The sequence below is a fragment of the Nocardiopsis sp. NRRL B-16309 genome, from assembly GCF_001279585.1.
Lineage (GTDB): Bacteria > Actinomycetota > Actinomycetes > Streptosporangiales > Streptosporangiaceae > Nocardiopsis.
Window position 1 is genome coordinate 90,832 of record NZ_LGEC01000087.1, and the last position, 23,891, is coordinate 114,722.

Here is a 23,891-nt window from a genome sequence, read left to right on the forward strand (position 1 = left end):
CGGGCGACGGCGTGGGCACGAGCGGAGGCCCCGGCTAGAGCAGCGCGCCCCACGCCGCGGCGCTCTGGCGAACGCGCAGCCGCAGCTCCACGACGTCGGCTCCCTCGTGGCCGCCGTCCACCGTCACCTCGGTCCTGATGTCGCGCGCCGCGGCCACGTCCTCGGGTGACAGGTCCAGCACAGCCCACACGGTGGTGGTGGTCGCGTCCATCTCGGTGCCCCAGCGCCCGGAGAGCGTCTGCACGATGCCCAGGCCGCGACCGCCCAGGCCGGAGACCGAGGGGCGCGCCACCCGCGGCATCGTGCTGGAGCCGCCGTCGCGGACCGCGAGCTCGACCCAGCCGCCGCCCGTGGCGTCGCGATCGATCTCCACACGCCAGGAGACCCCGACACAGCCGTCGGGGTCCCCCGGGGTGCACAGCGGGCTCGCATGGCGCAGAGCGTTGCTGACGAGCTCGCTGAGGATGAGGGCGGCGTCGTCGACCCGGCTCTCGCCGATCTCCACGGCCCGCAGGTCGCTGCACAGGCGCTGACGGGCGCCGGTGACGCTGGCGGAGGTGTAGGGAAGGGTGACGTTCCGCTCGACCTTGTGCCGGCCGCCGCGGGCGTCACGTGGGGTGTGGTCTCCAGACACGGCTTTCTTCCCTGCGCGTTCGGGGCTTCTCGGTCGGTCCGGAACCCGCCCAAAGTGTGCCAGCGAATTCCACCAGGGGTGGAAATGCCCCGATCACCTCGGAGGGAAACCCACCAGGAGGTGAATCACGGCCGACGATCGGGGCTTCGGGTCGCGGATCGCTGGCGTGGCAAGGCTTCTGCGGCTTTTGTCGAGTTTGATGTTTCTTGGTGCGGAGGTTGCCCGTGAGACACCCGAGCGGGTGGCACGGGTGGTAACGGCGCCTCCTCCGGCCGGGCATCTCCGGGGCGCTCGCGTGTCTCCCCCCGGCCCGCCACGTGCCCGGAAGCCCGCACTCCGGTGGCCGCCGCAGCGGCGCCCGGCGGCCCGTCGCCGTGCCGGGGCAGGGTCAGGCGCATCCGCGTACCCCGCTCCCGCCGGTGCGCGGTGACCTCGCCGCCCTGTTCCCGCGCGAGCTGGCGCACGATGTACAGCCCCAGGCCGAGACCGCCGAAGCCCCGCCGGTCCCCGCGCACCCCGGACTGCACGAACCGGTCGAAGATCCGGTCCTCGTCCCCGGGGACGACGCCCAGCCCCTCGTCGTCCACGAGCACCGTCACGTGCTCGCCCTCCACACGGGCGCTCACGCGCACGGTGCCGCCCTCGGGCGAGAACTTGATGGCGTTGTCCAGCAGCTGGTCCATGATGATCCCCGTGGCCAGCGGGTCGCCGACCGTCCGCGTCAGCTCGCCCTCGGCGTCCAGGGTCATGTCGTGGCGCTCCGAGAGCGGTTGGAAGGCGGTCACCGCCCGGCGCAGCAGTTCCCGCAGGTCGAAGCGGACGCGCTTGACGTCGAGCTCCCCGCGCGCCACGTCCGAGCCCAGCCGGAGCCGGTCCACGAGCGCGGACAGGGTGGCCGAGCGCTCGGCGATGGTGCCCACGGCCTCGCGCTGGGCCTGCGCGGACAGGCGGTCCCACTTGCGCATCAGGGTGGTCGCGTACCCCTGGATGACCGTGATCGGGGTGCGCAGCTCGTGCCCGGTGGTGGCCAGGAAGAACTCCTGCTCGGTCTCCAGCGCCTTCTGCGCCGTGATGTCGCGGAAGTCCACCACCCACTCGTGCGTGCGCGGGATGCGCGCCATGAGGATCTCCAGCCAGCGCCCGTCCTTGAGCTGGTGCTTGATCGGCTCACCGTGCGACGCGGGCAGCGGGAAGGGCGGATGGCGCCCCTCGACCGCCTCCACCGGGTAGCCGGTGAGCTCGACGGCGGAGCGGTTCCACTTGCGGATGCGCCCGCCGAAGTCGAGCACGGCGATCCCGTCGGCGCTGGAGTCCGACACCGCCTGTTCGTGGACCCGCTGGAGGTTGAGCTCCTCGTAGGCCATCGCGTTGCCGATCGCGACCCCGGCGTGCGCCGCCAGCAGTTCGAGCAGTTCCAGCTCGACGTGGCCGACCCTGCGCTGGCTGTAGAGCGCGTACAGCGCGCCGTAGGGGCGTCCGTGCACGTTGGACACGCACAGGGCGATGGTGTGCAGTCCCGGCAGGTCGGCCCACACCAGGTCGTCCAGCGTCCGGGTGTCGTCGTTGGCCAGCAGGACCGACTTGCCGCTGCGCAGCAGTTCCCCGAACAGGCTGGTCTCCAGCGGCGCGCTGTACCCGTGGAGGTCGTCGGACAGGTCGGTGAGGCTGACCAGCTCGACCCTGTCCTCGTTGAGCAGCACGAAGCCGCCGGCGTCGGCTCCGGTCAGTTCCGTGAGACTGCCGGAGATCCGGTCCAGGACCGACTTCAGACTGAGGTCGGCGTTGATGTCGGCGACCACGTCGGTGAGGCGGCGCACCAGCCGGGCCCGTTCCATGGCCGCCGACTGGACCTGGACCTCGTTCCACGGGGAGAGCGTCTGCACCCAGCCGATGTGCCCGCCCTGGCGGTCGCGGGCGCAGCTGGTGTTGATGCGGACGTCGATGACAGCGCTGTCCTTGCGCACGCGGCGCGTGAACACGGCCAGCGGGCTTCCCGAGCGCACCTGTTCGAGCACCGCGCCGTGCTCGGCCGTCAGCTCGGCCGGGATGATCGGCAGCTCCCGTCCGAGCACCTCCTCCTCGCGCCAGCCGAACATGCGCTCGGCCGCCGGATTCCAGACGGTGACTCGGCGCTCGCTGTCGATACCGACCACGGCGTCCGCTGATGAGGCCAGCACGGCATCGGCGCTGAGGGGCGCGCGCTCGGAACTCACGTCGTCATAGTGCCACCCGCGAGTGCCTCAGTGGCAGGGCTTCGCGCAATCCGATCGAATTCGTAGCCGATCGGCGCTCACACCACTCGCGGTTCGGCGTCGGCCTCCGCCGCCATCTCGCGGCCGGCGCGCTCCCAGGCCGCCATTCCGCCCGCGACGTTGACCGAGTCCCAGCCCGCCTGGTTCAGCGCCATGACCGCCTGCGCCGACCGGCCGCCGACCCGGCACACCACGTACACCTTCCGGTCCTTGGGCACCTCGTCCGCGCGCCCGCCGAGCTCTCCGAGCGGGATGTGCACGGCGTCGGGCGCGTGTCCCGCCCGCCACTCGTCGTCCTCGCGGACATCGAGCAGGTACCCGTCCTCGGGAACCTCCGTGACGCCCGTCTCCGGGACTCCCCCACCGAACATTGCGCCCCCTGGTCGTCATTTCGTCGAGATGGATGGAACCACGCGTGCGCGGAGTTCGTCCAAACTGTATGGCTCAGCTCACCATCGCCACGGCCCTGCCGGCCCGCCTCGCCGCACTCGCAGCCCTTGGCCTGCTTATCACGGCCTGCGGCACCGAGCCAGACGAGGTGGGCACGGCCGCTCCCGAGGCAGAACAGGAATCCGCCTCTCCCCCGGACGAGGACGACCAGGAGGCGTCACCCGATCCGGACGACGACACCCAGGACCCCGACACCCCCGACGACACCGAGGCCACCCCTCCCGCCGCCGACACCGTCCTCACGATCGAGCGCACCCTCAGCGACGACGAGGCCCTCACCCCGGAAGCCGGTTACGAGGAGGGCGTGTGGACGCTCACCTGTGACCCCGTCGGCGGCGACCACCCCGAGGCCGAAGCGGCCTGCGACGAGATCGCCGAGGTCGGCACCGAGCCGTTCCTCATGGACACCAGCGACATGATGTGCACGATGCAGATGGGCGGCCCCGAGGTCGTCCACGTCACCGGCCACATCGGCGACACCGAGATCGACACCGAGTTCAACAAGGTCGGCGGTTGCGAGATCGACCGCTTCGAGACGGTCGAGACCGTCATCGCCTTCTGACCCCGCCCGGGAGGGGCGGGTCCCGAGGACCCGGCCCCTCCCGGTCCGGCCCGCCCCGCGCGAACGGGGTGGGCCGCCCCGGCGCGGGCGACCGTCCCGGCGCGGCCGTGTCTCAGGGGGTGTAGGGCGTGTCCCAGAAGGCCACCTCGTGCCGCATGCCCTCCAGGAAGAAGCGCTCCGCCCGCTCCGGATCCGGTGCGGCCTCCTCCAGGCGGCGCCCGTAGTGCTCGGTCAGCCGGGTGAACTCGGGGTCGGCGTAGGTGTCGACCCAGCGCGCGTAGCGCGGGTCCGCCGGGCGCGACTTCGCCAGTTCGAGCCCGAGCGTGTTGTAGCCCCACATGCAGGGGTAGACGGCCGCGAGCCCGTCCCGGTAGTCGGCGGCGGCCTCCAGCAGCCACGCGGTGTAGGCCGCGCACGCCGGGCCCTTCTCCTTCGTGGTCAGGTCCGCGCCGAACTCCCCGGAGAGCGAGCGGTGCAGCTCCAACTCCTCGTTCAGGGTGCTGTGCGCGATGCCCACCAGGTCGGCGAGGTGGTCGTCGGGCGCCTGCCAGGCCAGGCGGGAGAACGCCCGCGCGTAGTCGAGCAGGTAGAGGTGGTCCTGCTCCAGCCAGTAGCGGAAGGCGCGCTCGTCGAGGTCGCCCCGGGCGATGCCGGCGACGGTCGGATGGGCCAGCTGCTCGGCGACCAGGGGCCGCCCGATCTCATGGAGTCGTTCGATGGTGCTCACGAGCGAAGTGTGCCATCCGCCCGGACGCCTCCTCTGGGCCGGTCGGCCGCCACGCGCGGGGGAGAAGGGGACACGTGACCGGTTGCGGCCCCGGTCCCTCCGACCGGAACGTCCGGAACCCCGGGGGCCGGACAAGCGAAAACCCGGTGACGATCGCTTCACGATCCTCACCGGGTATCTTGTGGAAGAAGCCCCGCGTCGGGGCTCTGGGGAGTTTCCCAGGGAAAACGACGGAACGACCCTGTGAGCGCGTTCACGCGCCAGCAGGGTCGCCCCGAGAGAGAAGTGGGCGAGGAGGGATTTGAACCCTCACATCCTTTCGGACACACGGACCTGAACCGTGCGCGTCTACCGTTCCGCCACCCGCCCGGGTGAAGTGAATCCAGTTGACCGTATCCAGTTGTCTGGCCAGGTGATCCGCCCTTGTGTGGGCCGTTCGCCTGGCGACATGGATAAGGCTAGCACGGTCTGAAGGCGGCTCGCACACCCGTTTCGGTCCCCCTCGAACCGGGCTCTCCAGGGCCCTTCCCGGGGGTGCACCTGAGAGCAGGGGCACCCTGACCCGGTTACGATCGTCTACACATACGGAGTGGAGTACAAGGGAGGTACCTCGTGGGAGTGCTCCAACGCTTCGAGCGCAGGCTTGAGGGCATGATCGAAGGCACCTTCGCGATGGCCTTCAAGTCCGAGCTCCAACCGGTCGAGGTGGCGAGCGCCGTCCAGCGTGAGATGGACGAACGAGCCGCGATCGTCGCGCAGGGCCGCACACTGGTCCCGAACGACTTCATCGTGGAACTCGCGGCCAGCGACAAAGAGCGCCTGGAGGTCTACGCCGACAGCCTCGGCCAGGAGCTGTCCAAACTCGCACGCGACTACGCGACCGAACAGGGATACTCCTTCGTCGGTCCGGTCCGCGTGCACTTCAGGTCCGACGAAGGACTCAAGACCGGCCGCTTCCGCATCCGGTCCGGCGTCGTCCGCGGCACCATGGTCGGCAAGGACGGCGAGGTGCGCCAGCCCGTCGGCGACCCCGGCGCCTCCAGCGGGCCCCGCCAGACCGGCCGGCCCCGGCTGCTGATCTCCCCCGGCGGCGCGACCGCCGAGGGCAGCATCGCCAGCCACGGCATGCAGCAGTCCTTCGAGCTGACGACACCGGTCACCCTCCTGGGCCGCGGCACCGACTGCGACCTGCGGCTGGTGGACAACGGCGTCTCCCGGCACCACGTGGAGATCCGGCTGGACGGAGAAGAGGCGATCCTCGTGGACAAGGGGTCCACGAACGGCACCTTCGTCAACGGCCAGCAGGTCAGGCAGGCCCGGCTCGTCGACGGCACCAGGATCAGCCTCGGCCGCACGACCATGACGTTCCGCCGCGACTGACGCGCGCCCGGGGCGTTCCGCCGATCAGTGCCGACAGGACCGCAACCAACGCCGTCTTGTCGGCGTCTGAACGGTCGATAGTTCCGAGACAGGTGGAATAGGAGCCCGCTGTCGGATATCCGGTCGGGACGGTAGTCTCCGCGAAGACCTGACCGATCTGGCACGAGGGACCGCGACCCTGGGGGGCGCGGTCCGCAGAGCTCGACGACTCACCGACCGAAGGTGGGGCAGACATGGTGGCGGCAGCGACCGCCACCCCGGCCGAAGCACGACAGGGGCTGAAGAGCAGTTCGATGTCCAACTTGACCCTCATACTGATCAAGATCGCGTACCTCGCGGTGCTTTGGCTGTTCGTCCTCATGGCGGTCGGCGTTATCAGCACGGACCTCTTCGGCGCCAGGAAGAAGGCCAAGAAGAAGCCCCGTCAGCGGGCGCGCACCGCCCCGCCCAGCAGGGCCGCCGCTTCGGAGCCGCCCCGTCAGCGGCCGCAGCGCCAGCGACGCAACGAGCCGTCCGTCCTGGCGGTCACCCAGGGACCGCTCACCGGGACCACGGTCGACCTCGCCTCCCAACCCATCCTCATCGGACGCGCGCCCGACTCCACCCTGGTCATCACGGACGACTACGCGTCGGGCCGCCACGCGCGCGTCTACGCCGACAACGGCCGCTGGTTCGTGGAGGACCTCAACTCGACGAACGGCACCTACCTCGGCCAGCAGAAGCTGAACCGCCCCCAGCCCATCACGGTGGGTCAGCCCATCCGTATCGGCAAAACCGTCCTGGAACTGCGCAAATGACAATCGCTCTCCGATACGCGGCGTACTCCGACGTAGGATGCCTCCGCGAAGGCAACGAAGACTCCGGCTACGCCGGCCAGCACCTCCTCGCGGTGGCCGACGGCATGGGCGGTTACGCCGGCGGCGAGGTGGCCAGCTCCATCGCGATCTCCTCGATCCGCCGCCTCGACGCCGAGGACCACGAGCCCGACGAGATGGCCGAGCACCTCCAGCGCGCCGTCGAGCAGGCCAACGCCTCGCTCTCGCGGCGGATCATGGAGGAGCCCCGGCTCGAGAATATGGGCACCACCCTCACCGCCATGCTCTGGTCGGGCCACCGGGTCGCGCTGATCCACATCGGCGACTCCCGCGCCTACCTCATGCGCGGGCCGCGCTTCGAGCAGATCACCCACGACCACACCCTGGTGCAGACCCTCGTCGACGAGGGCAAGATCACCGAGGAAGAGGTCGCCACCCACCCCCAGCGCTCGCTCATCCTGCGCGCGCTGGACGGCAAGAGCCCGGTCGACCCCGACATCTCCATCAGCGAGGCCAAGGTCGGCGACCGCTACATGCTCTGCTCGGACGGCCTGTCCGGCGTGGTCAGCAAGAAGACGATCCACGAGACCCTGGCCACCGAGACCGACCCGCGGGCCGCGGCCAAGAAGCTCATCGACCTGGCCAACCGCGGCGGCGGTCCGGACAACATCACCGCGGTCGTGGCCGACGTGATCGAGACCGACACCGACCGCGAGGGGCCCACGGCCGCCGCGCAGGTGGTGGGCGCCGCCGACCAGCGCGCCGCCACCCTCGAACCGGAACCGGACACACCCGCCAGACGCGCCCAGGAGCTGCGCGTGGGCGGCGACACCGCCGAGATGGACCCCGTCCGCGACGACGCACCCGAGCCGGACTACGCGGGCGCGCCCTACGACGACCGGTACGACCAGGACTACGACGACTACGAGCCCGCCCCGACGCCCCGGGGCCGCCCCGCGTCCGAGCCCGAGTACCGCCAGCGCCGCTGGTGGCCGATCGTGCTCGTCTTCGTCGTCATCGTCGGCGCCGTGGCCGCGGGCGGCTACTACTTCGGGCGCCAGTACGTGGAGAGCCAGTACTACATCGGCCCCTCCCCCGACGGGGAGACCGTGAGCGTCTACCAGGGCATCAACACCGACATCGCCGGGATCGACCTGTCGGAAGAGGTCGAGGACACGGGCATCAGGCTCGACGACCTGCCCGAGGCCGACCTCCAGTCGGTGGAGAACACCCTGCCGGCCGATGACCTGGAGAGCGCCCAGGACGTCGTCGCGAACATGGGCGAGCGCGCCACCGGGTCCGACACCGGATCGCCCGCGACCGAGTCGGAGTGAACCGATGACCACGACCACCCCTGAGGCGCCCACCGCGCTACCGCCGATCAAACGGCGCAACGCCGAACTCGCCCTCGTCGCGGTCGCCGTCGCCATCACCATGGCCGGCATTGCCATCGCCGGCCTGAACCTCAACGGCCGCGTCCCCGCCGCGATGTGGACCGTCGGCATGACCTTCGGCGCGCTCTCGCTCGCCGCGCACGTCGCCATGCGGTTCTTCGCGCCCTACGCGGACCCGCTGATCCTCCCCTGCACCCTGTTCCTGAACGGGATCGGGGTCGCGATGATCTGGCGCCTGGACGTCGTCGGGGCCGAGGACATCGAACGCGCCGGCGCGGGCATGCAGCTGGTCTGGTCTGCCGTGGGCCTGGTCCTGTGCTTCCTCATCATCATCTTCCTGAAGGATCCCCGGGTCCTCCAGCGCTACACCTACATCACCGGCCTCGTCGCCATCGTCCTGCTCATGCTCCCGGCCATCCCCGGCCTGGGGCGCGAGGTCTACGGCGCGCGCCTGTGGATCGGCATCGGGCCCTTCACCCTCCAGCCGTCCGAGTTCGCCAAGATCGCGCTGGTCATCTTCCTGGCGTCCTACCTGATGAACAAGCGCCAGGTGCTGTCGATCGTCGGCAAGCCCATCAAGATCGGCCGCTTCAAGCTGATGGACCTGCCCCGGGCCCGGGACCTCGCTCCCATCCTGGTCGGCTGGATCGCCGCCATCGGCATGCTGGTGCTCCTGCGGGACCTGGGCACCTCGCTCCTGCTCTTCGGTACCTTCCTGGCCATGCTGTACGTGGCGACCCAGCGCTCCTCGTGGGTGGTCATCGGCCTCGGGCTGTTCATGGCCGGCGCGACCGTCGCCTACTTCCTGTTCTGGCACGTGCGCGCCCGCGTCAACATCTGGCAGAACGCCTTCGACCAGGACGTCTACTACGAGGTCGGCGGTAGCCAGCAGCTGGTCCAGGGCCTCATCGGCATGGGCTACGGCGGGGTCTTCGGTACCGGGCTGGGCGCCGGCCAGGCGCACACGATCTTCGCCGCCGACAGCGACTTCATCCTCTCCTCCCTCGGCGAGGAGCTGGGACTCACCGGTCTGCTGACCGTGCTGATGGTCCTGTTCCTGCTGGTGGAGAGGGGCATGCGCGTGGCCCTCGCGGCGACCGGCCCCTTCAACAAGCTGTTGACGAGCGGTATCGCCTTCGTCCTCGCCTACCAGGTCTTCATCGTGCTGGGCGGGCTGACGAGGGTCATCCCCCTGACCGGCTCCACCACTCCATTCATGGCGGCCGGCGGTTCGGCGCTCATGGCGAGCTGGATCATGATGGGCGTCCTGCTGCGCATCAGTGACAACGCCCGGCGCCCCGCACCGCAAGCAATCCAGGACGAGGGCGCGACCCAGGTGATCCGACGATGAACACACCGATCCGCCGCCTGAGCGTCTTCACCATGGCGCTGTTCGGCGTGCTCATGCTGAACCTCACCTGGATCCAGGGGTTCCAGGCCGACTCCCTCATCGAGGACCCGCTCAACAGCCGCCTGTACAGCGAGCGGCTGAGCGAGGCGCGGGGTCCGATCATCGTCGGGGACGAGAACGTCGCCTACTCGGAGAACATCGCCGAGGACGACGCCTCCCCCGAGTACCAGCGCGTCTACGAGGGCGGCGAGGCGTACACGCCGGTCGTCGGCTCGTTCCGCGCCTTCGGCGCGTCGGGCATCGAGGAGACCGAGAACTCGCTGCTGGACGGCTCGGACGACCGCCTCGCCGTCCGCAACTTCCGCGACATCATCACCGGTCGCGAGCCGGAGGGGGCGCGCGTGCAGCTCACGCTCGACCCCGCGGTGCAGGAGGCCGGATACCAGGGGTTCGTCGACCTGGGCATGAACGGCGCCGCCGTCGCGATCCAGCCGGACACCGGCGCCATCCTCGGCGCGGTCTCCTACCCGTCCTACGACGCCAACGAGGTCGTGAGCATCACCGACCAGCAGGACGCCATCGACAACTTCGTGGCGATGGAGAACGACGAGGACAAGCCGCTGCTCAACCGGGCCTTCAAGGAGCGCTACGCACCGGGCTCCACGTTCAAGGTCGTGACCGCGGCGGCCGCCATCGAGAACCTGGACGCCACGGGGGAGTCCACCATGGACGCCCCCGACGTCCTCGAGTTCCCGACCGGACCCGTGCTCCCCAACGCCACGCCCGGCGGCACCTGCAACGGCGGTCAGCCGGACTCGCTGGCGCACTCGATCCAGATCTCGTGCAACACGTCCATGGCCAACTGGGCGATCGAGATGGGCGGCCAGGCGCTGTCCGACCAGGCCACCGCCTTCGGCTTCAACCCGCCCGAGGACGAGGGCCTCCAGGTGCCGATGTCCGTGGAGCCGAGCTTCGCCCCGGCCGAGTCGGACGAGAGCATCCTCGGCCGCGCCGGCATCGGCCAGTCCAACGTGGAGGCCACTCCGCTGCAGATGGCGATGGTCGCGTCCGGCATCGCCAACGACGGCGAGGTCATGCACCCCTACCTCGTGGACTCCGTGCTCGACTCCGACATGTCCGTGGTCACGCAGGCCAGCCCGGAGAGCTACAGCCAGGCCGTCGAGCCCAGCACGGCGGACATGCTCACGGACATGATGGTGCTGGTCACCACCCCGCCCGAGGGATCCGGCCTCAACGGCGCGATCCCGGGTATGGACGTGGCCGGCAAGACCGGTACCGCCGAGAACGGCACCGACCGGACCCACAACTGGTTCATCGGCTTCGCGCCCGCCGACGATCCGCAGATCGCCGTGGCGGTCGTGATCGAGTTCGGCGGCGGCAGCGGTGGCTCGCTGGCCGCGCCGATCGCGCGTCAGATGATGGAGGCAGTGGTTCTGTAGTGAGCGCCGACGAACCGACTCCCCGGAACGGTCCCGATGAACTGGTTGGGACCGTTCTGAGCGATCGCTACCGCCTGGAGGAGCAGATCGGCTCCGGCGGCATGGGTACGGTGTGGAAGGCCACCGACACCCTGCTCAACCGCCCTGTGGCGGTCAAACTGCTGCACCTGTCCCAGATGGCCGAGCCGACCGCGCGGCAGCGGTTCCGTACCGAGGGACGGATCACGGCGGGGCTCTCCCACCCGGGGATCGCCCAGGTCTACGACTACGGCGAGGAGGACGGCCGGGCGTTCCTGATCATGGAGCTGGTCGTCGGCGAACCGCTCTCCCAGGTCCTGCGCGAGCACGGCCGGCTGACGCCCGACCAGACCCTGGACTTCCTGTGCCAGGCCGCCCAGGCGCTCGCGGCCGCGCACGCCCGCGGTGTGGTGCACCGCGACATCAAGCCCGGCAACCTCCTGGTGACGGGCGACGGTCAGCTCAAACTGACCGACTTCGGTATCGCGCGGGGCGACATGTCGGTCACGCTCACCCAGACCGGCATGGTCATGGGGACCGCGCAGTACATCTCGCCCGAGCAGGCGCTCGGCCAGCCCGCGAGCAGCGCCTCGGACCTGTACGCGCTCGGTGTGGTGGCCTACGAGTGCCTGGCCGGGACCCCGCCGTTCACCGGGGACAGCCCGGTGGCGCTGGCACTGGCGCACACCCGCGACGAACCGCCGGAGCTGCCCGACCACGTGCCCCTGGAGGTCGACGACCTGGTGGCCGCACTCCTGGTCAAGGACCCGGAGGAGCGCCCCTCGTCCGCCAGCGAGGTCGCGCACATGGCCGCCGTGATCCGTTCCGAGGCCGGCACGGGGCCGCCGACACCGTCCACCGGATTCTCCCCGGTGGCGCCGACCGCCGTGGTGGGCGCGGTGTCCGGCCCCTCCAGCGGGGCCCTGACGCGCCGGACCTCCGGTCAGCAGGCCGTCGCCGCTGGCCAGGCGGACGACTCCGCTAGGCTGGGCCCGACGCCCGACCGGCGTGTCCGGTTCCCCGTCGTCGTCGCCGCGGTGGCCGCGACGGTCCTGATCGCCGGCGCGGTGCTCGCGGGCTTCCTGTGGGATCAGGGCTCGGACGCGGAGACGGCACGGGACTCCGTCGACACACCGGCGACGGTGGAGTCCACGCCGTCCGACACCCCCAGCGAGGAGGTGGAGGAGACCGACGGGGGCTACGTGGAGCCCGAGTACGACCACACCCCCGACTGGAACGATCCGGCGACGGAGCCGGAGACGCCCGAGTCCCCCGAGCCGAGCGATCCGGAGGCGGAGCCCAGCGATCCCGAGGGTGACGACGGTACCGGCGACGATGAGCCCGGTGACGACACGAGCAGCCCGCCCCCGAGCGGTGACGACGGTGGTGGCGGCGGTGACGACGACGAGGGCACTCCCCCCGGAGACGGCACCGGCGGCGACACCGGCGGAGAAGACGGAGAGACCTGACAGTGACGAGGCCGTGAGCGAGCGCCGCTCACGGTAGGGGGCCGCCCGCGTGCGGTCTCCGGAAGACACGAGGATCAGTACACGACATGTCCCAGCCCCGGCTCCTTGGCGGCCGCTACGAACTCGACACGGTGATCGGGCGCGGCGGCATGGCTGAGGTTTTCCGTGCCCGCGACCTTCGACTCGACCGTCTCGTCGCGATCAAGACCCTCAGACACGACCTGGCCAGGGACCACGTGTTCCAGGCCCGGTTCCGCCGGGAGGCCCAGTCGGCGGCGTCCCTGAACCATCCCGCGATCATCGCCGTCTACGACACCGGCGAGGACATGGTCGACGGGGTGTCCATCCCGTACATCGTCATGGAGTACGTGGAGGGCCGCACGCTCAAGGAACTCCTGGACGACGACCGCCGCCTGGTGCCCGAGCGCTCGGCGGAACTGGTCGACGGCATCCTCAACGCGCTGGAGTACAGCCACGACAACGGGATCGTCCACCGCGACATCAAGCCCGCGAACGTGATGCTGACCCGCAACGCCGAAGTCAAGGTGATGGACTTCGGCATCGCCCGGTCGATGGGCGACGACCAGGCGACGATGACCCAGGCGTCACAGGTCATCGGCACGGCGCAGTACCTGTCACCGGAGCAGGCGCGCGGTGAGCGGGTGGACCCCCGCAGCGACATCTACTCCACCGGCTGCGTGCTCTACGAGCTGCTGACCGGCCAGCCGCCCTTCACCGGTGACTCCCCCGTCTCGATCGCCTACCAGCACGTGCGGGAGGAGCCGGTTCCGCCCACCGAGGTGGACCCGCAGGTCCCCGACTGGCTGGAGGACATCACGCTGCGGGCCCTGACCAAGGACCGCGAGGAGCGCTACCAGAACGCCGCGGAGATGCGCGCCGACATCCAGCGCGGCCTGGCCGGGATGCCCACCCAGGCGGGCACCATGGCGATGGCCGGGGCGGGCGCGACGACCACGCTGCCGCCCGCGGTCTATGACGACTACGACGACGGTTACGACGACGACTACGACGACGACCGCCGCAAGGGCGGTGCGGGCAAGGCCGCGCTGTGGGTCCTGCTCGCCGTCGGCGTGATCGCGTCGCTGGGCCTGGCCTACTTCCTGTTCAGCCAGGGGACGACGGAGGAACCGGAACTGCGGGCGGTGCCCGACGTCGCCGGCAGCACCGAGGAGGAGGCCCGCGCCACCCTGGAGGAGGCGGGCTTCTCCAACGTCACCTCGGAGAACCGCGAGAGCGACGAGGAACCGGGGACGGTCGTGGAGACCGACCCGGCCTCGGGCACCGACCTGGCACTGGACGAGGAGATCGTCCTGTTCGTCTCCAGCGGCCCGGGGGCGATCGAGATCCCCGACGTGGCCGGTCAGAGCCAGTCGGAGGCGACCTCGACGCTCAACGAAGCGGGCTTCGACAACGTCGTCCCGGAGGAGCGGCCGAGTGAGGACGTCGCCCAGGGCACCGCGATCGGCACCGACCCGGGCGCCGGCGAATCGGCCGACCCGGGCGCCGATATCACGCTGCACGTCTCCTCCGGGCCGGAACAGGTGGAGATTCCCGACCTGCTCGGGATGACGCGGGAGGACGCCGAGGCGGCCCTGTCCCAGGAGGGGCTGACCGCCTCCTTCCAGGAGCAGGAGGACGCGAACGCGCCGGCGGGGACGGTCATCTCCCAGGCGCCCGCGGCCGGTCAGACGGTCAACTCCGGGACCACCGTGACGGTCACGATCGCCACGGAGCCCGAGGAGCCCGAGGAGCCCACGCAGCCGGAGGAGCCCACGCAGCCCGAGGAGCCGACCGACGGCGAGACGCCGCCGGACGGGGACGAGGACGACGGCGGGTTCCTCCCGGGCGGGTGACCAGGCGCCGGTGAACCGGAACGGGCCGCTCTCCCCGTGGGGAGGGCGGCCCGCGGCGTCCCGCCGGTGACGGCCGCGTCCCCCGGGGCGTAGACTGTGGAATCGTTCCGTACCGCCCCACCTCTCTGGAGCAGCGACCGTGCCCAAGTCCCGCAACGATCGCAAGAAGAAGGCCGTCTACACGCCGCCTCCTTCCAAAGAGAAGCCCCAGGTCAGTCCGCGTTGGCTCGTGCCGACGATGCTGGGCTTCTTCGTCTTGGGCATTCTCTGGATCGCGGTCTACTACATCGCGGGGCAGTACGTCCCGTACATGCAGGACTGGCACAACTGGAACCTGCTGATCGGCTTCAGCGGGATCATCGTCGCCGTCGTCCTCTCCACGCGCTGGCACTGAGCGCCTGAGCCGCGTACCGCCCGGGACGGCCGCTGGACGGCGCTCCCGCGCGGTCACGTCCGCCTCCCGCGCGGACGGCTCTTCTCCCCGTGCTCCACACCGGCGGGGGCCGCCCCCGGCTCCCTGTCGTGGGGCGTCGGGGTGTTCCGGTGATCCACCGCCCCGGGTCGCCATGTCGACATGTCGGCGCCCGGAACCCTGACGACCCCCATACGACGACGGGCCCGGTGCCGGCCTCGGGGATGATCCCCCGCGGCCGGGTCCGGGCCCGTCGGACGTCGGCTGAACCGCGTCAGTCGAAGACCAGGCCCGGTGCCACGAGGAACACCAGGGCCAGGACCAGCGCGCCGTAGGCCGTCGCCAGGAGTACGTGCACCAGCGTGCGACGCCCCGCTTGGGCGGCCGAGCCGGCCGCGTAGGCGAAGACCGCGCCCAGGACCAGGCCGGCGATGAGACCGCCGATGTGCGCGGTCCAGGAGATCCGCGGAACCAGGAAGGTCAACACGAGGTTGACCAGCAGCAGGATCCCGACCGCCCGCAGGTCGAGGTTGAGTCGGCGGCCGAGGACGAACACCGCCCCGAACAGGGCGAAGACCGCTCCGGACGCGCCGATCGACACCTGGTTGAGCGGCACGGACAGCTGTGCCAGCACGGGCTCGGGCAGGCCGCCCAGCGGCGACAGCTCCAGCCCGTACGAGGCGACGAGCAGTGTCAGTGCCGATCCGGACAGGGCACCGAGCCCCCACAGGGCCAGGAAGCGCCCGTGGCCCAGCCACCGCTCCAACTGCGTGCCGAGCAGGTACATCGCGTACCCGTTGAACAGCAGGTGGAAGATCCCGCCGTGCAGGAACGCGGCGGTGATCAGCCGGTACCATTCGCCGCCCAGCACGCCGATGGCCTGTCCGGCGGCCGGATCGTAGGCGTAGCCCAGCATGCCGAACAGTCGCACCAGCGGGGACGCCGCGGCGGACCCCACCGGATCCGCCGTTCCCATCTGGACCAGGTATCCCACCGCCATCAGCGACAGGACGGTCCACGTCACGTACGGCCGGGTGACCGTCCGGCCCCCGAAGGCGGTCCGGGCGGTCCTCGTTCCGCGCCTCCCCTCCGTGACGCAGGACGGGCACTGGAAACCCACGGCCGCTTCGACCATGCAGTCCGGGCAGATCGGCCTCCCGCACCTGGTGCAGCTCACCCCGGTCTCCCGGTCGGAGTGGCGGTAGCAGGTGCGTGGGGCTGCCGGCCCCGGCTCGGGCGCGGCCCCGGACGGTGGTGGGGGTGCGGTCATGGGCGGGTTCCGCCTCCTGGTGCTCGGTCCGACGGCTCCCTAGCGGGAGATCTCGATGCTGTTGATCACCACGTCCTCGCGGGGACGGTCCTGGGCGTCCGTGGGGGTCGTCGCGATCTCGCCCACGACGTCCTGGCCCTCGACGACCTCGCCGAAGATCGTGTGGCGGCCGTCGAGCCAGTAGGGCTTGTCGACGGTGATGAAGAACTGCGACCCGTTGGTGCCGGGGCCCGCGTTGGCCATGGCCAGCAGGAACGGGCGGTCGAAGCGCAGCTTCGGGTGGATCTCGTCACCGAAGGTGTAGCCGGGGCCGCCACGGCCGGTGCCGAGCGGGTCGCCGCCCTGGATCATGAAGCCGTCGATCACGCGGTGGAAGATCGTGCCCTCGTACAGGCTGCTGTTGGACGGCTTGCCCGTGGTGGGGTCCATCCACTGCTTCGACCCGTCCGCCAGCCCGATGAAGTTGGCGACCGTTTCGGGCGCCTCCTCCTCGAACAGCTTGACGACGATGGTTCCCTTGTTGGTGTTCAGCCGCGCGGTGGGCTGACCCTTGGAGTCGGACACCAATGTGCCTTTCGATCGACTTCGGTTACGTGCTCACGTTACCCGGCTGGCCACCGCGGTTCGCCGGAACCGGGCGGGTTGTGGACGATACGGCCGCACCCGGGACAGGCGGCGCGACCTCCGGGTCCGTTCCGCGCCGAGGGAGCGGCGGGGCGGGTGGGACCGGTGACACGCATGAGGAGGATGAGGACGCATCGAAAGTGCCACAGCCGGTGTCGAAGCTCCAAACGCCGCCGGAGAGGACGTAAGTTGAGATAACACCCGGATAACGGGTAGGGACGACTGCAGGCCGCTTTGCGTGGCCAGGTCGGCCACCGGGTGGCGAACGCAGGAATCCAGTGAACGATCAAAGGAGCTGACGACGTGCCTATCACTGCCAAGCGTCGCAAGGCACGCAAGGAGGCGGAAGCGACTCTCGCCCGCCTGCAGGACCTGGCCAAGGAACAGGCCGAGCGGTTCGGCCCCTACGCCGACCAGGCACGGGACCAGGCCGCCCTCAAGCTCCTGCAGGCGCGCGGCTGGACCGCGCCCCGACTGGAGACCGCCGCACAGCGCGTGGAGGACACCTTCGCGCCCCGCGTGTCCGGGCTGCTCAGCTCGGCCGCCCAGCGCGTCGACCCGGCGCCGGCCCGCCGCGGGCTGCGCAGGCTGCGCGGGTCCCGGCGCGTCCCCCGGGGCGTGCTCATCGGCGGTGCCGCCCTGGTCGGCGGGGTGATCGTGTACTCGCTCATCCGGCTGCGCCAGTCCTCCCAGGACGCCGAGTGGGAGGAGCACCTGGACCAGGCCCGGGAGCAGGTGCGCGAGACGCGGGAGAACCTCGAGGAGTCGGCCTCCGCCGCCGCCGACAAGGCCGCCGAGGCCGGTAAGTCGACGAAGGAGAAGGCCAAGGAGGCCAAGGAGAAGGTCCGCAGCGCGGTGGGGGAGGACCGCGCCCAGAAGAACGGGCGTGCCGACCGCTGACCCGGACACGGGAACGGCCCGGGACCGAACGGCGTACTCGCCGATGGTCCCGGGCCGTTCCGTCGTCGGCCCCGGGTGTCAGTCGTCCTTGACCACCCGGAAGAACATGGGGTAGCGCCAGTTGCGCCCGAGCAGGCTCGCGATGGTCGCGACCGCGGGCAGGACCATCCATCCCACCACGACGTAGACCAGGACGGCGATCGGCAGCACCAGCCAGGCCAGGAGCACGCTCGCGATCCCGCCGATGATGCAGAAGAGCTGGAAGTTCAGTGATTCCAGGGCCTGCCGGCGCAGGTAGGGGGAGGCGCGGTCGCTGACCAGGAAGAGCAGCAGCGGCGCGATGACCGGGAAGAAGTAGTTCCCGGCGTGGCCGACTCCCGCGAGCACCCGCTCGGTGGAGGTGCTCTCCAGGGGTTCCTTGGGGCCCGGCCGGTCCTTGGCGGCGGGTGCCGCGGCGGGCCCGGAGGGCGCGCCCAGCGGCGCGACGCCCAGGTCGGCGGTGAGCGGTTCCAGGTCCGCCCCGACCTTGGCGCGCATGGCGGTGTCCAGGCGTTCCTCGAACTCGTCCTCGTCGAGCTGCCCCTGGCTGTAGGCCTCGCGGAGGACCTCCGCGACGGCGTCGCGGTCCGCGTGGGTGAGTCGGAGGTGGGGCTGGACACCGGGCCGCTCCCCTGGTCGCCTCACCGGATACTGAGCGTCCTTCACAGCCACTCCCACTCCCAACGCCGAAGGAAGCACGGTCGACGGTCGAGACCGTCCAGGACGACCGTGCTCCCTTCCATGATGCGCCATGGGTGCGGCCGTGGATATGGGGGCTGTCCCTGATCCTCCCCTGAGGTCGTCCGCGACCTTCGTCGCGGACGCGGACCGACTTTGGTCGGTCACCCCCGCTCCCGCCGTGTCGGCGGCCGCTCCCCTCCGTCGGCCCCTCCGACCCGGTGTCCGCCCCCGCACGGGCCTCCCCAGCCCCGTGCGGCACGCCCAGCGGGCTCCGCTACCGCCGCGCGGCCGCCGGCACACCGACCGGCCTGGCGGCCTCCTGGTCGCCGCGCTCGCGCTCGTAGTGCCGCTCCGCGCTGGTGAGCAGCTCGTACCAGTTGGTGACGTCCTTGCGCCTGCGCAGCAGCGCCCGGCGCTCCCGTTCGGTCATTCCTCCCCAGACACCGAACTCGATCCGGCTGTCCAGCGCTTCGGCCAGGCACTGCGTTCGGACGGGGCAGCCACGGCAGATCAGTTTGGCCCTGTTCTGGGCCGCGCCCTGCACGAACAGCGCGTCAGGGTCGATCTCCCGGCATTTGGCGCGCGCCGCCATCTTTTCGTTCCACATGTTGCCCCACTCCCAAGATCAGCATGTGTGGTGATCGGTCTCCGCCGACCGAACCGACTGCCACGACCGTCGGCGGATGAGGAGAAGCGGACCGAAACAAGGACGGTGGGCGAGTACGGGCGGGGGCCGCCCGGTTCGCCTTGGGGGTCGATCGTTTCGGCGTGCTGTCTTCCTCGTTGTCGCTGGTGTCGAAACTACGGATCGTCCCAGTTCACCAACAGACCCCAAGAGGCCTATTTCTCATATGGCCCACTAGGACCATTGCACTTAGGGGGAGTGTCATCATACACACACAGAGAGTCACTGCATGGGCCAGAATCGCCCGCGAGCAACCAGTATGCAAGGCCGCACCCCAGCCTTTCCGCCACACGCGTATTGACCTGCGATGATGTAACATCCGATGATCGAGTGGCCCAATCAGTTCACGGTTCTCCAGTCCGACTCTCCGTGACCAGACTCACCCGAACGGACTATACGGACCACCCGGTCCGACTCGCACCCGAACCCCACGAGTCACTCATTAACCAGCCCGCGAAGACGATCTTTGTCCTACTGAATAGTAACCCAACGCATTTCGCACACCGGGGATCCACGAGTGCCATTCTTATGGGCATATGCCCCATTTTTGCGCTTTCGCGACACCTCGTTCGCCTGTTCGACCCCCCGGTCGGACCGGGCCAGCACGCCGGGACCGGCGGGCGGTGAGGAGCCAGCGAGGGCACAGGGGCACAGGGGCACAGGGGCACAGGGGCACAGACGATGATGCGCGGCGACCACCCGCGAGGGGTTCCGGGCGCCGAACGGGTCGTATCGACGGGATCAGCCGACCGAGCGCAGTGACCCTGTAGCGGCGGGCGCGGCGGCCGTCGGGGCGAGCGGGGGTCGGAGAGCCGGGCGGTTCCGGACCGACCGGCGTATCGAGGCGGAGCGGAGCCTGCGAGCCCCGGTGGACATGGGACCGGGCGTGGCCCCAGGGACCGGGCCGCCAGTGCGCCGGGCGGGCGTGACGCATCTCGAATCAGGCGCGGCCGGGGAATCGGGCGGTTCCGGACGACCGGTACATCAGGACGCGGAGGAGCCAAGGGTCTGAGGACCCCGGCGCGCGGATGGCCGCAAGTGATTGGCGCAGGTGTCCCGAAACGCGCGACGGCCACCCGGATCTCATGGCCGGGTGGCCGTCGTCATGTCTGTGAACCGCGCGAACGCGAGTGGAGCCAAGGGGAGTCGAACCCCTGACCTCCGGTATGCAAAACCGGCGCTCTGCCAGCTGAGCTATGGCCCCCGGACCGGGCGATCGCCCTGGTCACTAGGAGGAGCATACCTTCCTCGCAGGGATGCCCCGATCACTCGGGTGGGGCCACGCTCCAGGAACCAGAAACAGCACAAAGCCGTGGGTCGCACCTCGGGTTCATCGGCCCACCCACGTCTTCGTGTCCCGCACGGGCGGACTCGGGGTCCTCCCGGTGGAAACCGACCGGCCTCCTGACGGCGGCCAGGCGTGCGCCGATCAGCTCTCGCTGACCGCCGTGGCCTCGGTCCACAGGTCGAGCTCGGCGCGGTCGGCCTGGATCTTGCGGTAGACGGCGAAAGCCCCGAGGGCCACCAGCGCCAGGATGATGATCTTCTTCACTGCCTGGACCCTTTCGTTGGTACTGACACGGTCCCCCGGACGGGGGTCCATGGAGAACTTTATGAGGTTGTCACCTAGCACACTAGCAAGCATTCTCGGGCGGTCCCCGCCACCGTGGACCGATTCACACCAACTTCTCCGAAGGACGGTCAGGTGAGCAGGGCCATCCGGCGGAGGATGCCCACGGTGGCCTGCGGCGACGCCGCCACACGGGCGAGTTCGCCCCAGACCCGACGGCATGCGCGAACCGCCTCCTCCGACTCGACGATGGCCCCGCCCTGGGTGGCGTCGACGTAGGCCAGGGCGGCCTCGTCCTCGTCGAACTCCAGGACGGCGAACGGGCCCGCGACGCCCGCGTGGGGGCCGGCCGAGGTCGGCAGCAGCTGGATGGTGACGTGGTCGCTCCCGGTCGCCAGTTCCACGAGCCGGGTGGTCTGCGCCCGCAGGAGGTCGAGGTCGGAGGCGACCCGTTGGAGGGCGTCCTCCTCGACGATCGCGTGGTACCGCGCCAGGCCGCCCTGGTCGAGGATCTCCTGGCGCTTCAGCTGGGCCGCCACCATGCGTTCGGCCCCGCGCTCCCCGTGCCCCAGGGCCCGGGCGACCGCGGCCGTGTAGTCGGGCACCTGGAGCAGGTCGGGCACGAGGATGCCGGCGTAGCACTCGACGGCCACCGCGCCCGCCTCGTTGCCGACGTAGGCGGAGGGGAGCACGTCCTCGTACTCCGTCCACCACGGCCGCAGCCGGGACTCCCGGACGAGTGTCAGGATCGCCTCGCGCTGCCCTCCGGTGACGCCGTACAGGCGCAGGAGCGCCGAGATCTCCATGACCGACGGCCACTTGCGGATCCCGGTCTCGATGTGGCCCAGCTTGGCGGGCGACCACTCCAGTTCGTCGGCGACGTCGCTGAGGGTCAGGCCCGCCTGCACGCGGCGACGGCGGAGTTCGGCGGAGAGTCGACGACGACGAACCGTGGGGCTGGCCATAACGCGCATCCAATGACACGGAGTGGGGTGGTCGTCCTCCAGCGAAACACGACGCCTAGCATCTAGCAATGCGTTTCTAGAAAACAACGCTGGATTCGATGCATTAGGGCTCGTGAACACCGGCCCGATCGGACGCCAGAACTACGGATTGTCACGAAGCGCAGGGGCTACTTCCGGTTGAAGAGCCACATCAGCACCATCAGAAGAACCGGGTTCACCTCAGCCACGTCAGTCACTCAGCACACGCGGCCCACCGTGCCGGACCGCCGCTCGGTGAGGTGCGGGGAGCTGACGTGACCAGATGGCCGGTTTGTCCGTTTCTGTCGTCTACGTCTCAACCTGATGCCACGGGGAAGAAAGCGCGTACGATGCTTGTGGTGCCCGTCCCGGCGGGCGTACCCGCACACGCAGAGGAAACCCATGAGCCACCCCATAGACGACACCGAGCAGCTGATCGCGAACGCGGAGGCCCAGATGCCTCCGAGCACACGGTCCCGGCTCATCGCGAAGCTCCGCATGGGGAGGCACATCGACGAGGCCGCGGCCGAGCTGGACATCCGGCCCAAGCAGGTCTTCTCCACGGCGCGCATCCTCACGCCCTTCGGCGACCAGCTCGACGCCACCCTCACGGAGCAGCGCGATCCAGCATTGCCGCACGGCACGGTGACGGGCTACAACAAGCGCTGCCGCTGCCCGGAGTGCCGCAGCGCGCTCCAGCAGCGCGTCTGAGGGACGCCGTCGCGGTCGGCACGGCGCCGGGCCACCGCGGCCCGCTCAGCGCGTCTCACGGGCCCTGCCGGAGGCGGCCCCCGCGGACGGGCCAGCGCTCAGCCCCGGCTCCCGGCTCCCGCGCTCCCGGCGACCATTCTCCTCTCCGCCCCTCGTTCCGCCTGACCTCACGAGGGGTTAACCCAGACTTCTCACATCAATTCGGCCACCAGAGGCTTATTGATCTCCAGTCTGGGGAGACCGCTGAACATGAACGAGCATGTTGACTGGTCCAGCATGAGTGAAGAGGACTTCGTGGCGCTGCTGCGGCAGATGGTCGAATCCCCGGAAGTCGACGAGGACTGAATACCGGTCCCGAATTCACCGGGACCGCCGAGTTCACCGGTGCCACGGCACCCCCCGGCCCTGTTCCCAGGCCTGCGCCGGGTCACCGGTGACGAGGAAGACACCACCCGACACCCGAACGCGCACGCACGCGCCCACCTCCGGAGCCGGGTGATGGTGGGACCGTGCCCTGACCCTGGTGGCGGACTCCTTCACGACCAGGTGGACGACGATGCCGTGGCCCGCGAAGGTCACGTCGGCCACCCGGGCGAGGCCGCCGTCCTCCCGCGCGCTCGGCGCCCAGGCGCGGGACGTTCCGGCATACTCCGCGACCTTCACCCGTTCGGGCCGTGGCACCGCGATGCCGTGCCCCTCGTTCGCCGGCCCCTGGCACTCCGCACGGGGCGTCAGCGTGCGGAGTGCGCGCCGGACGCGGCCGGCGCGCGGCTCGCCCGGGATCACCACGGGCTCCCCGGCACCCGGCGAGGGTTCGGTCTCCGGCCGACGCCGTGCCGGCATCATGAGATCCTCGAAACCCCGGAGAGGCGACCCCAGTCGAACCACGTTGAGGCTCATTCGCGAGGCGCGAGGTAGGGAAGTGTCGGTGGTGACAGATGCTCAGGCCGAGGAGTGCTTCGCCCTCGATCTCGTCGAGAACTTCCCACCGCTCGGCGAGAACATCGACTTCTACTACGACGGCCCGGAGGACTTTCTCGCGCACGTGTTCTTCGGGATCGAAGTGACACGCGAGATCGTCGCTGCCTATGCCGCGGACATCAACGGCGTACCCATCGAGCGCAGGCTCGACTGGCGCGGAGTGCTCGGCTTCCTCAATCGCCGCCTGCGGTCCGGCGACAGGGCCGTGGGGGCAGTGATCGGCACGTCATTCCTGTTCCAGCTTCCCATGCCCGGCCAGGAAGGCCATGGCATCGTGAACGAGCTGGACGACGAGCTGGCTCGACTCTTCGAGGTGGTGAGACCGAACGGCTGACCGCCGGTCGGCGGGGCTCTCCTTGGTGAGGCCCGCCGGCCGCCGCGTTGTCCACAGGTGCGGGTGCGGGCCTGGCGCACCACCCCACCTCCCACCACACTGGAAACCGGGGGGACCCCCGCCCCCGCAACACCCACCCACCACCCACACTTCACAAACGCACAAGCATGGGCACAAAAAAAAGGGGGAGAAGACCACGAAAGCCCTCTCCCCCTTCAACGAAAAACCGTGGCAGCAACCTACTCTCCCACCCCACCACAGGGCAGTACCATCAGCGCAAGGAGACTTAACGACCGGGTTCGGAATGAGACCGGG

The 23,891-nt window shown here is 70.1% G+C and carries 23 protein-coding genes, 2 tRNA genes and 1 rRNA gene; 12 read left to right on the top strand and 14 right to left on the bottom strand.

Annotation, left to right across the window (positions count from 1 at the left end):
• Window positions 1-34 precede the first annotated feature (34 nt).
• The 3 genes from ADL05_RS19875 to ADL05_RS19885 all read right to left on the bottom strand — a co-directional run bounded on the left by ADL05_RS19875 (window position 35) and on the right by ADL05_RS19885 (window position 3,257).
• Window positions 35-634, bottom strand: a complete 600-nt coding sequence (locus ADL05_RS19875) for an ATP-binding protein (RefSeq protein WP_053618488.1) — start codon at window positions 632-634, stop codon at window positions 35-37.
• A gap of 125 nt (window positions 635-759) precedes the next feature.
• Window positions 760-2,847 (bottom strand): PAS domain S-box protein, encoded by a 2,088-nt coding sequence (locus tag ADL05_RS19880; protein ID WP_053618489.1) that lies wholly within the window; start codon window positions 2,845-2,847, stop codon window positions 760-762.
• A gap of 77 nt (window positions 2,848-2,924) precedes the next feature.
• Window positions 2,925-3,257 (bottom strand): rhodanese-like domain-containing protein, encoded by a 333-nt coding sequence (locus ADL05_RS19885; protein ID WP_053618490.1) that lies wholly within the window; start codon window positions 3,255-3,257, stop codon window positions 2,925-2,927.
• 68 nt (window positions 3,258-3,325) lie between these two features.
• Here ADL05_RS19885 and ADL05_RS19890 point away from each other — a divergent pair, with 68 nt between their 5' ends.
• Window positions 3,326-3,898 carry an SSI family serine proteinase inhibitor gene (locus tag ADL05_RS19890; protein WP_053618491.1) on the top strand — a complete coding sequence of 191 codons (573 nt, stop codon included), beginning with the start codon at window positions 3,326-3,328 and terminating at the stop codon, window positions 3,896-3,898.
• 112 nt (window positions 3,899-4,010) lie between these two features.
• Here ADL05_RS19890 and ADL05_RS19895 read toward each other — a convergent pair whose 3' ends face one another.
• Together ADL05_RS19895 and ADL05_RS19900 are read right to left on the bottom strand one after the other, a co-directional pair.
• The gene (locus ADL05_RS19895) at window positions 4,011-4,625 is read right to left on the bottom strand and encodes a TenA family protein (RefSeq protein WP_053618492.1); all 615 of its coding nucleotides are present in this window, start codon (window positions 4,623-4,625) and stop codon (window positions 4,011-4,013) included.
• 286 nt (window positions 4,626-4,911) lie between these two features.
• Window positions 4,912-4,994 (bottom strand) — tRNA-Leu (locus tag ADL05_RS19900).
• Between the two features lie 249 nt (window positions 4,995-5,243).
• Here ADL05_RS19900 and ADL05_RS19905 point away from each other — a divergent pair.
• From ADL05_RS19905 to ADL05_RS19940, 8 genes are all read left to right on the top strand, one after another.
• Window positions 5,244-6,005 (top strand): DUF3662 and FHA domain-containing protein, encoded by a 762-nt coding sequence (locus tag ADL05_RS19905; protein ID WP_082376612.1) that lies wholly within the window; start codon window positions 5,244-5,246, stop codon window positions 6,003-6,005.
• 233 nt (window positions 6,006-6,238) lie between these two features.
• Entirely contained in the window at window positions 6,239-6,802 is a 564-nt protein-coding gene (locus ADL05_RS19910; RefSeq protein ID WP_053618494.1) for an FHA domain-containing protein, read from the top strand.
• Entirely contained in the window at window positions 6,799-8,154 is a 1,356-nt protein-coding gene (locus ADL05_RS19915; protein ID WP_053618495.1) for a Stp1/IreP family PP2C-type Ser/Thr phosphatase, read from the top strand. The genes ADL05_RS19910 and ADL05_RS19915 overlap by 4 nt, the downstream gene beginning before the upstream one ends.
• 4 nt (window positions 8,155-8,158) lie before the next feature.
• Window positions 8,159-9,565: an FtsW/RodA/SpoVE family cell cycle protein gene (locus tag ADL05_RS19920; RefSeq protein WP_053618496.1), complete on the top strand. Its 1,407-nt coding sequence runs from the start codon at window positions 8,159-8,161 to the stop codon at window positions 9,563-9,565.
• Window positions 9,562-11,025, top strand: a complete 1,464-nt coding sequence (locus ADL05_RS19925; protein ID WP_053618497.1) for a penicillin-binding protein 2 — start codon at window positions 9,562-9,564, stop codon at window positions 11,023-11,025. The genes ADL05_RS19920 and ADL05_RS19925 overlap by 4 nt, the downstream gene beginning before the upstream one ends.
• The gene (locus ADL05_RS19930) at window positions 11,025-12,512 is read left to right on the top strand and encodes a serine/threonine-protein kinase (RefSeq protein ID WP_053618498.1); all 1,488 of its coding nucleotides are present in this window, start codon (window positions 11,025-11,027) and stop codon (window positions 12,510-12,512) included. Before ADL05_RS19925 ends, ADL05_RS19930 begins: the two co-directional genes overlap by 1 nt.
• A gap of 86 nt (window positions 12,513-12,598) precedes the next feature.
• Window positions 12,599-14,386 carry a Stk1 family PASTA domain-containing Ser/Thr kinase gene (gene pknB / locus ADL05_RS19935; protein WP_053618499.1) on the top strand — a complete coding sequence of 596 codons (1,788 nt, stop codon included), beginning with the start codon at window positions 12,599-12,601 and terminating at the stop codon, window positions 14,384-14,386.
• Window positions 14,387-14,525: 139 nt separating this feature from the next.
• Window positions 14,526-14,780, top strand: a complete 255-nt coding sequence (locus tag ADL05_RS19940; protein WP_053618500.1) for a cell division protein CrgA — start codon at window positions 14,526-14,528, stop codon at window positions 14,778-14,780.
• 292 nt (window positions 14,781-15,072) lie between these two features.
• Here ADL05_RS19940 and ADL05_RS19945 read toward each other — a convergent pair whose 3' ends face one another.
• Both ADL05_RS19945 and ADL05_RS19950 read right to left on the bottom strand, forming a co-directional pair.
• Window positions 15,073-15,822 carry a rhomboid family intramembrane serine protease gene (locus ADL05_RS19945; protein ID WP_369800976.1) on the bottom strand — a complete coding sequence of 250 codons (750 nt, stop codon included), beginning with the start codon at window positions 15,820-15,822 and terminating at the stop codon, window positions 15,073-15,075.
• Window positions 15,823-16,107: 285 nt separating this feature from the next.
• Window positions 16,108-16,632 carry a peptidylprolyl isomerase gene (locus tag ADL05_RS19950; protein WP_053618527.1) on the bottom strand — a complete coding sequence of 175 codons (525 nt, stop codon included), beginning with the start codon at window positions 16,630-16,632 and terminating at the stop codon, window positions 16,108-16,110.
• A gap of 363 nt (window positions 16,633-16,995) precedes the next feature.
• Here ADL05_RS19950 and ADL05_RS19955 point away from each other — a divergent pair, with 363 nt between their 5' ends.
• Window positions 16,996-17,592 (top strand): hypothetical protein, encoded by a 597-nt coding sequence (locus ADL05_RS19955; RefSeq protein WP_053618502.1) that lies wholly within the window; start codon window positions 16,996-16,998, stop codon window positions 17,590-17,592.
• A 78-nt stretch (window positions 17,593-17,670) separates the two neighbouring features.
• Here ADL05_RS19955 and ADL05_RS19960 read toward each other — a convergent pair whose 3' ends face one another.
• From ADL05_RS19960 to ADL05_RS19975, 5 genes are all read right to left on the bottom strand, one after another.
• Window positions 17,671-18,276 (bottom strand): DUF1707 and DUF4870 domain-containing protein, encoded by a 606-nt coding sequence (locus ADL05_RS19960; protein ID WP_231640825.1) that lies wholly within the window; start codon window positions 18,274-18,276, stop codon window positions 17,671-17,673.
• A gap of 310 nt (window positions 18,277-18,586) precedes the next feature.
• Window positions 18,587-18,919 (bottom strand): WhiB family transcriptional regulator, encoded by a 333-nt coding sequence (locus ADL05_RS32310; protein WP_053618504.1) that lies wholly within the window; start codon window positions 18,917-18,919, stop codon window positions 18,587-18,589.
• A gap of 1,209 nt (window positions 18,920-20,128) precedes the next feature.
• Window positions 20,129-20,201 (bottom strand) — tRNA-Ala (locus ADL05_RS19970).
• Between the two features lie 225 nt (window positions 20,202-20,426).
• On the bottom strand, window positions 20,427-20,549 hold the full coding sequence (locus tag ADL05_RS30650) for a DLW-39 family protein (protein ID WP_231640829.1): 123 nt from the start codon (window positions 20,547-20,549) through the stop codon (window positions 20,427-20,429).
• Window positions 20,550-20,698: 149 nt separating this feature from the next.
• Window positions 20,699-21,463: a helix-turn-helix transcriptional regulator gene (locus ADL05_RS19975; protein ID WP_053618528.1), complete on the bottom strand. Its 765-nt coding sequence runs from the start codon at window positions 21,461-21,463 to the stop codon at window positions 20,699-20,701.
• Between the two features lie 489 nt (window positions 21,464-21,952).
• Between ADL05_RS19975 and ADL05_RS19980 the strand changes: the two genes are divergently transcribed.
• Window positions 21,953-22,261 carry a hypothetical protein gene (locus ADL05_RS19980; RefSeq protein ID WP_053618505.1) on the top strand — a complete coding sequence of 103 codons (309 nt, stop codon included), beginning with the start codon at window positions 21,953-21,955 and terminating at the stop codon, window positions 22,259-22,261.
• 378 nt (window positions 22,262-22,639) lie between these two features.
• Here ADL05_RS19980 and ADL05_RS19985 read toward each other — a convergent pair whose 3' ends face one another.
• The gene (locus tag ADL05_RS19985) at window positions 22,640-23,104 is read right to left on the bottom strand and encodes a TOBE domain-containing protein (RefSeq protein WP_053618506.1); all 465 of its coding nucleotides are present in this window, start codon (window positions 23,102-23,104) and stop codon (window positions 22,640-22,642) included.
• An 88-nt stretch (window positions 23,105-23,192) separates the two neighbouring features.
• On the opposite strand from ADL05_RS19985, the gene ADL05_RS19990 reads away from it, so the two are divergent.
• On the top strand, window positions 23,193-23,576 hold the full coding sequence (locus tag ADL05_RS19990; RefSeq protein ID WP_053618529.1) for a hypothetical protein: 384 nt from the start codon (window positions 23,193-23,195) through the stop codon (window positions 23,574-23,576).
• A 226-nt stretch (window positions 23,577-23,802) separates the two neighbouring features.
• Here ADL05_RS19990 and rrf read toward each other — a convergent pair.
• A 5S ribosomal RNA gene (rrf, locus tag ADL05_RS19995) occupies window positions 23,803-23,891 on the bottom strand; the annotation flags it as partial.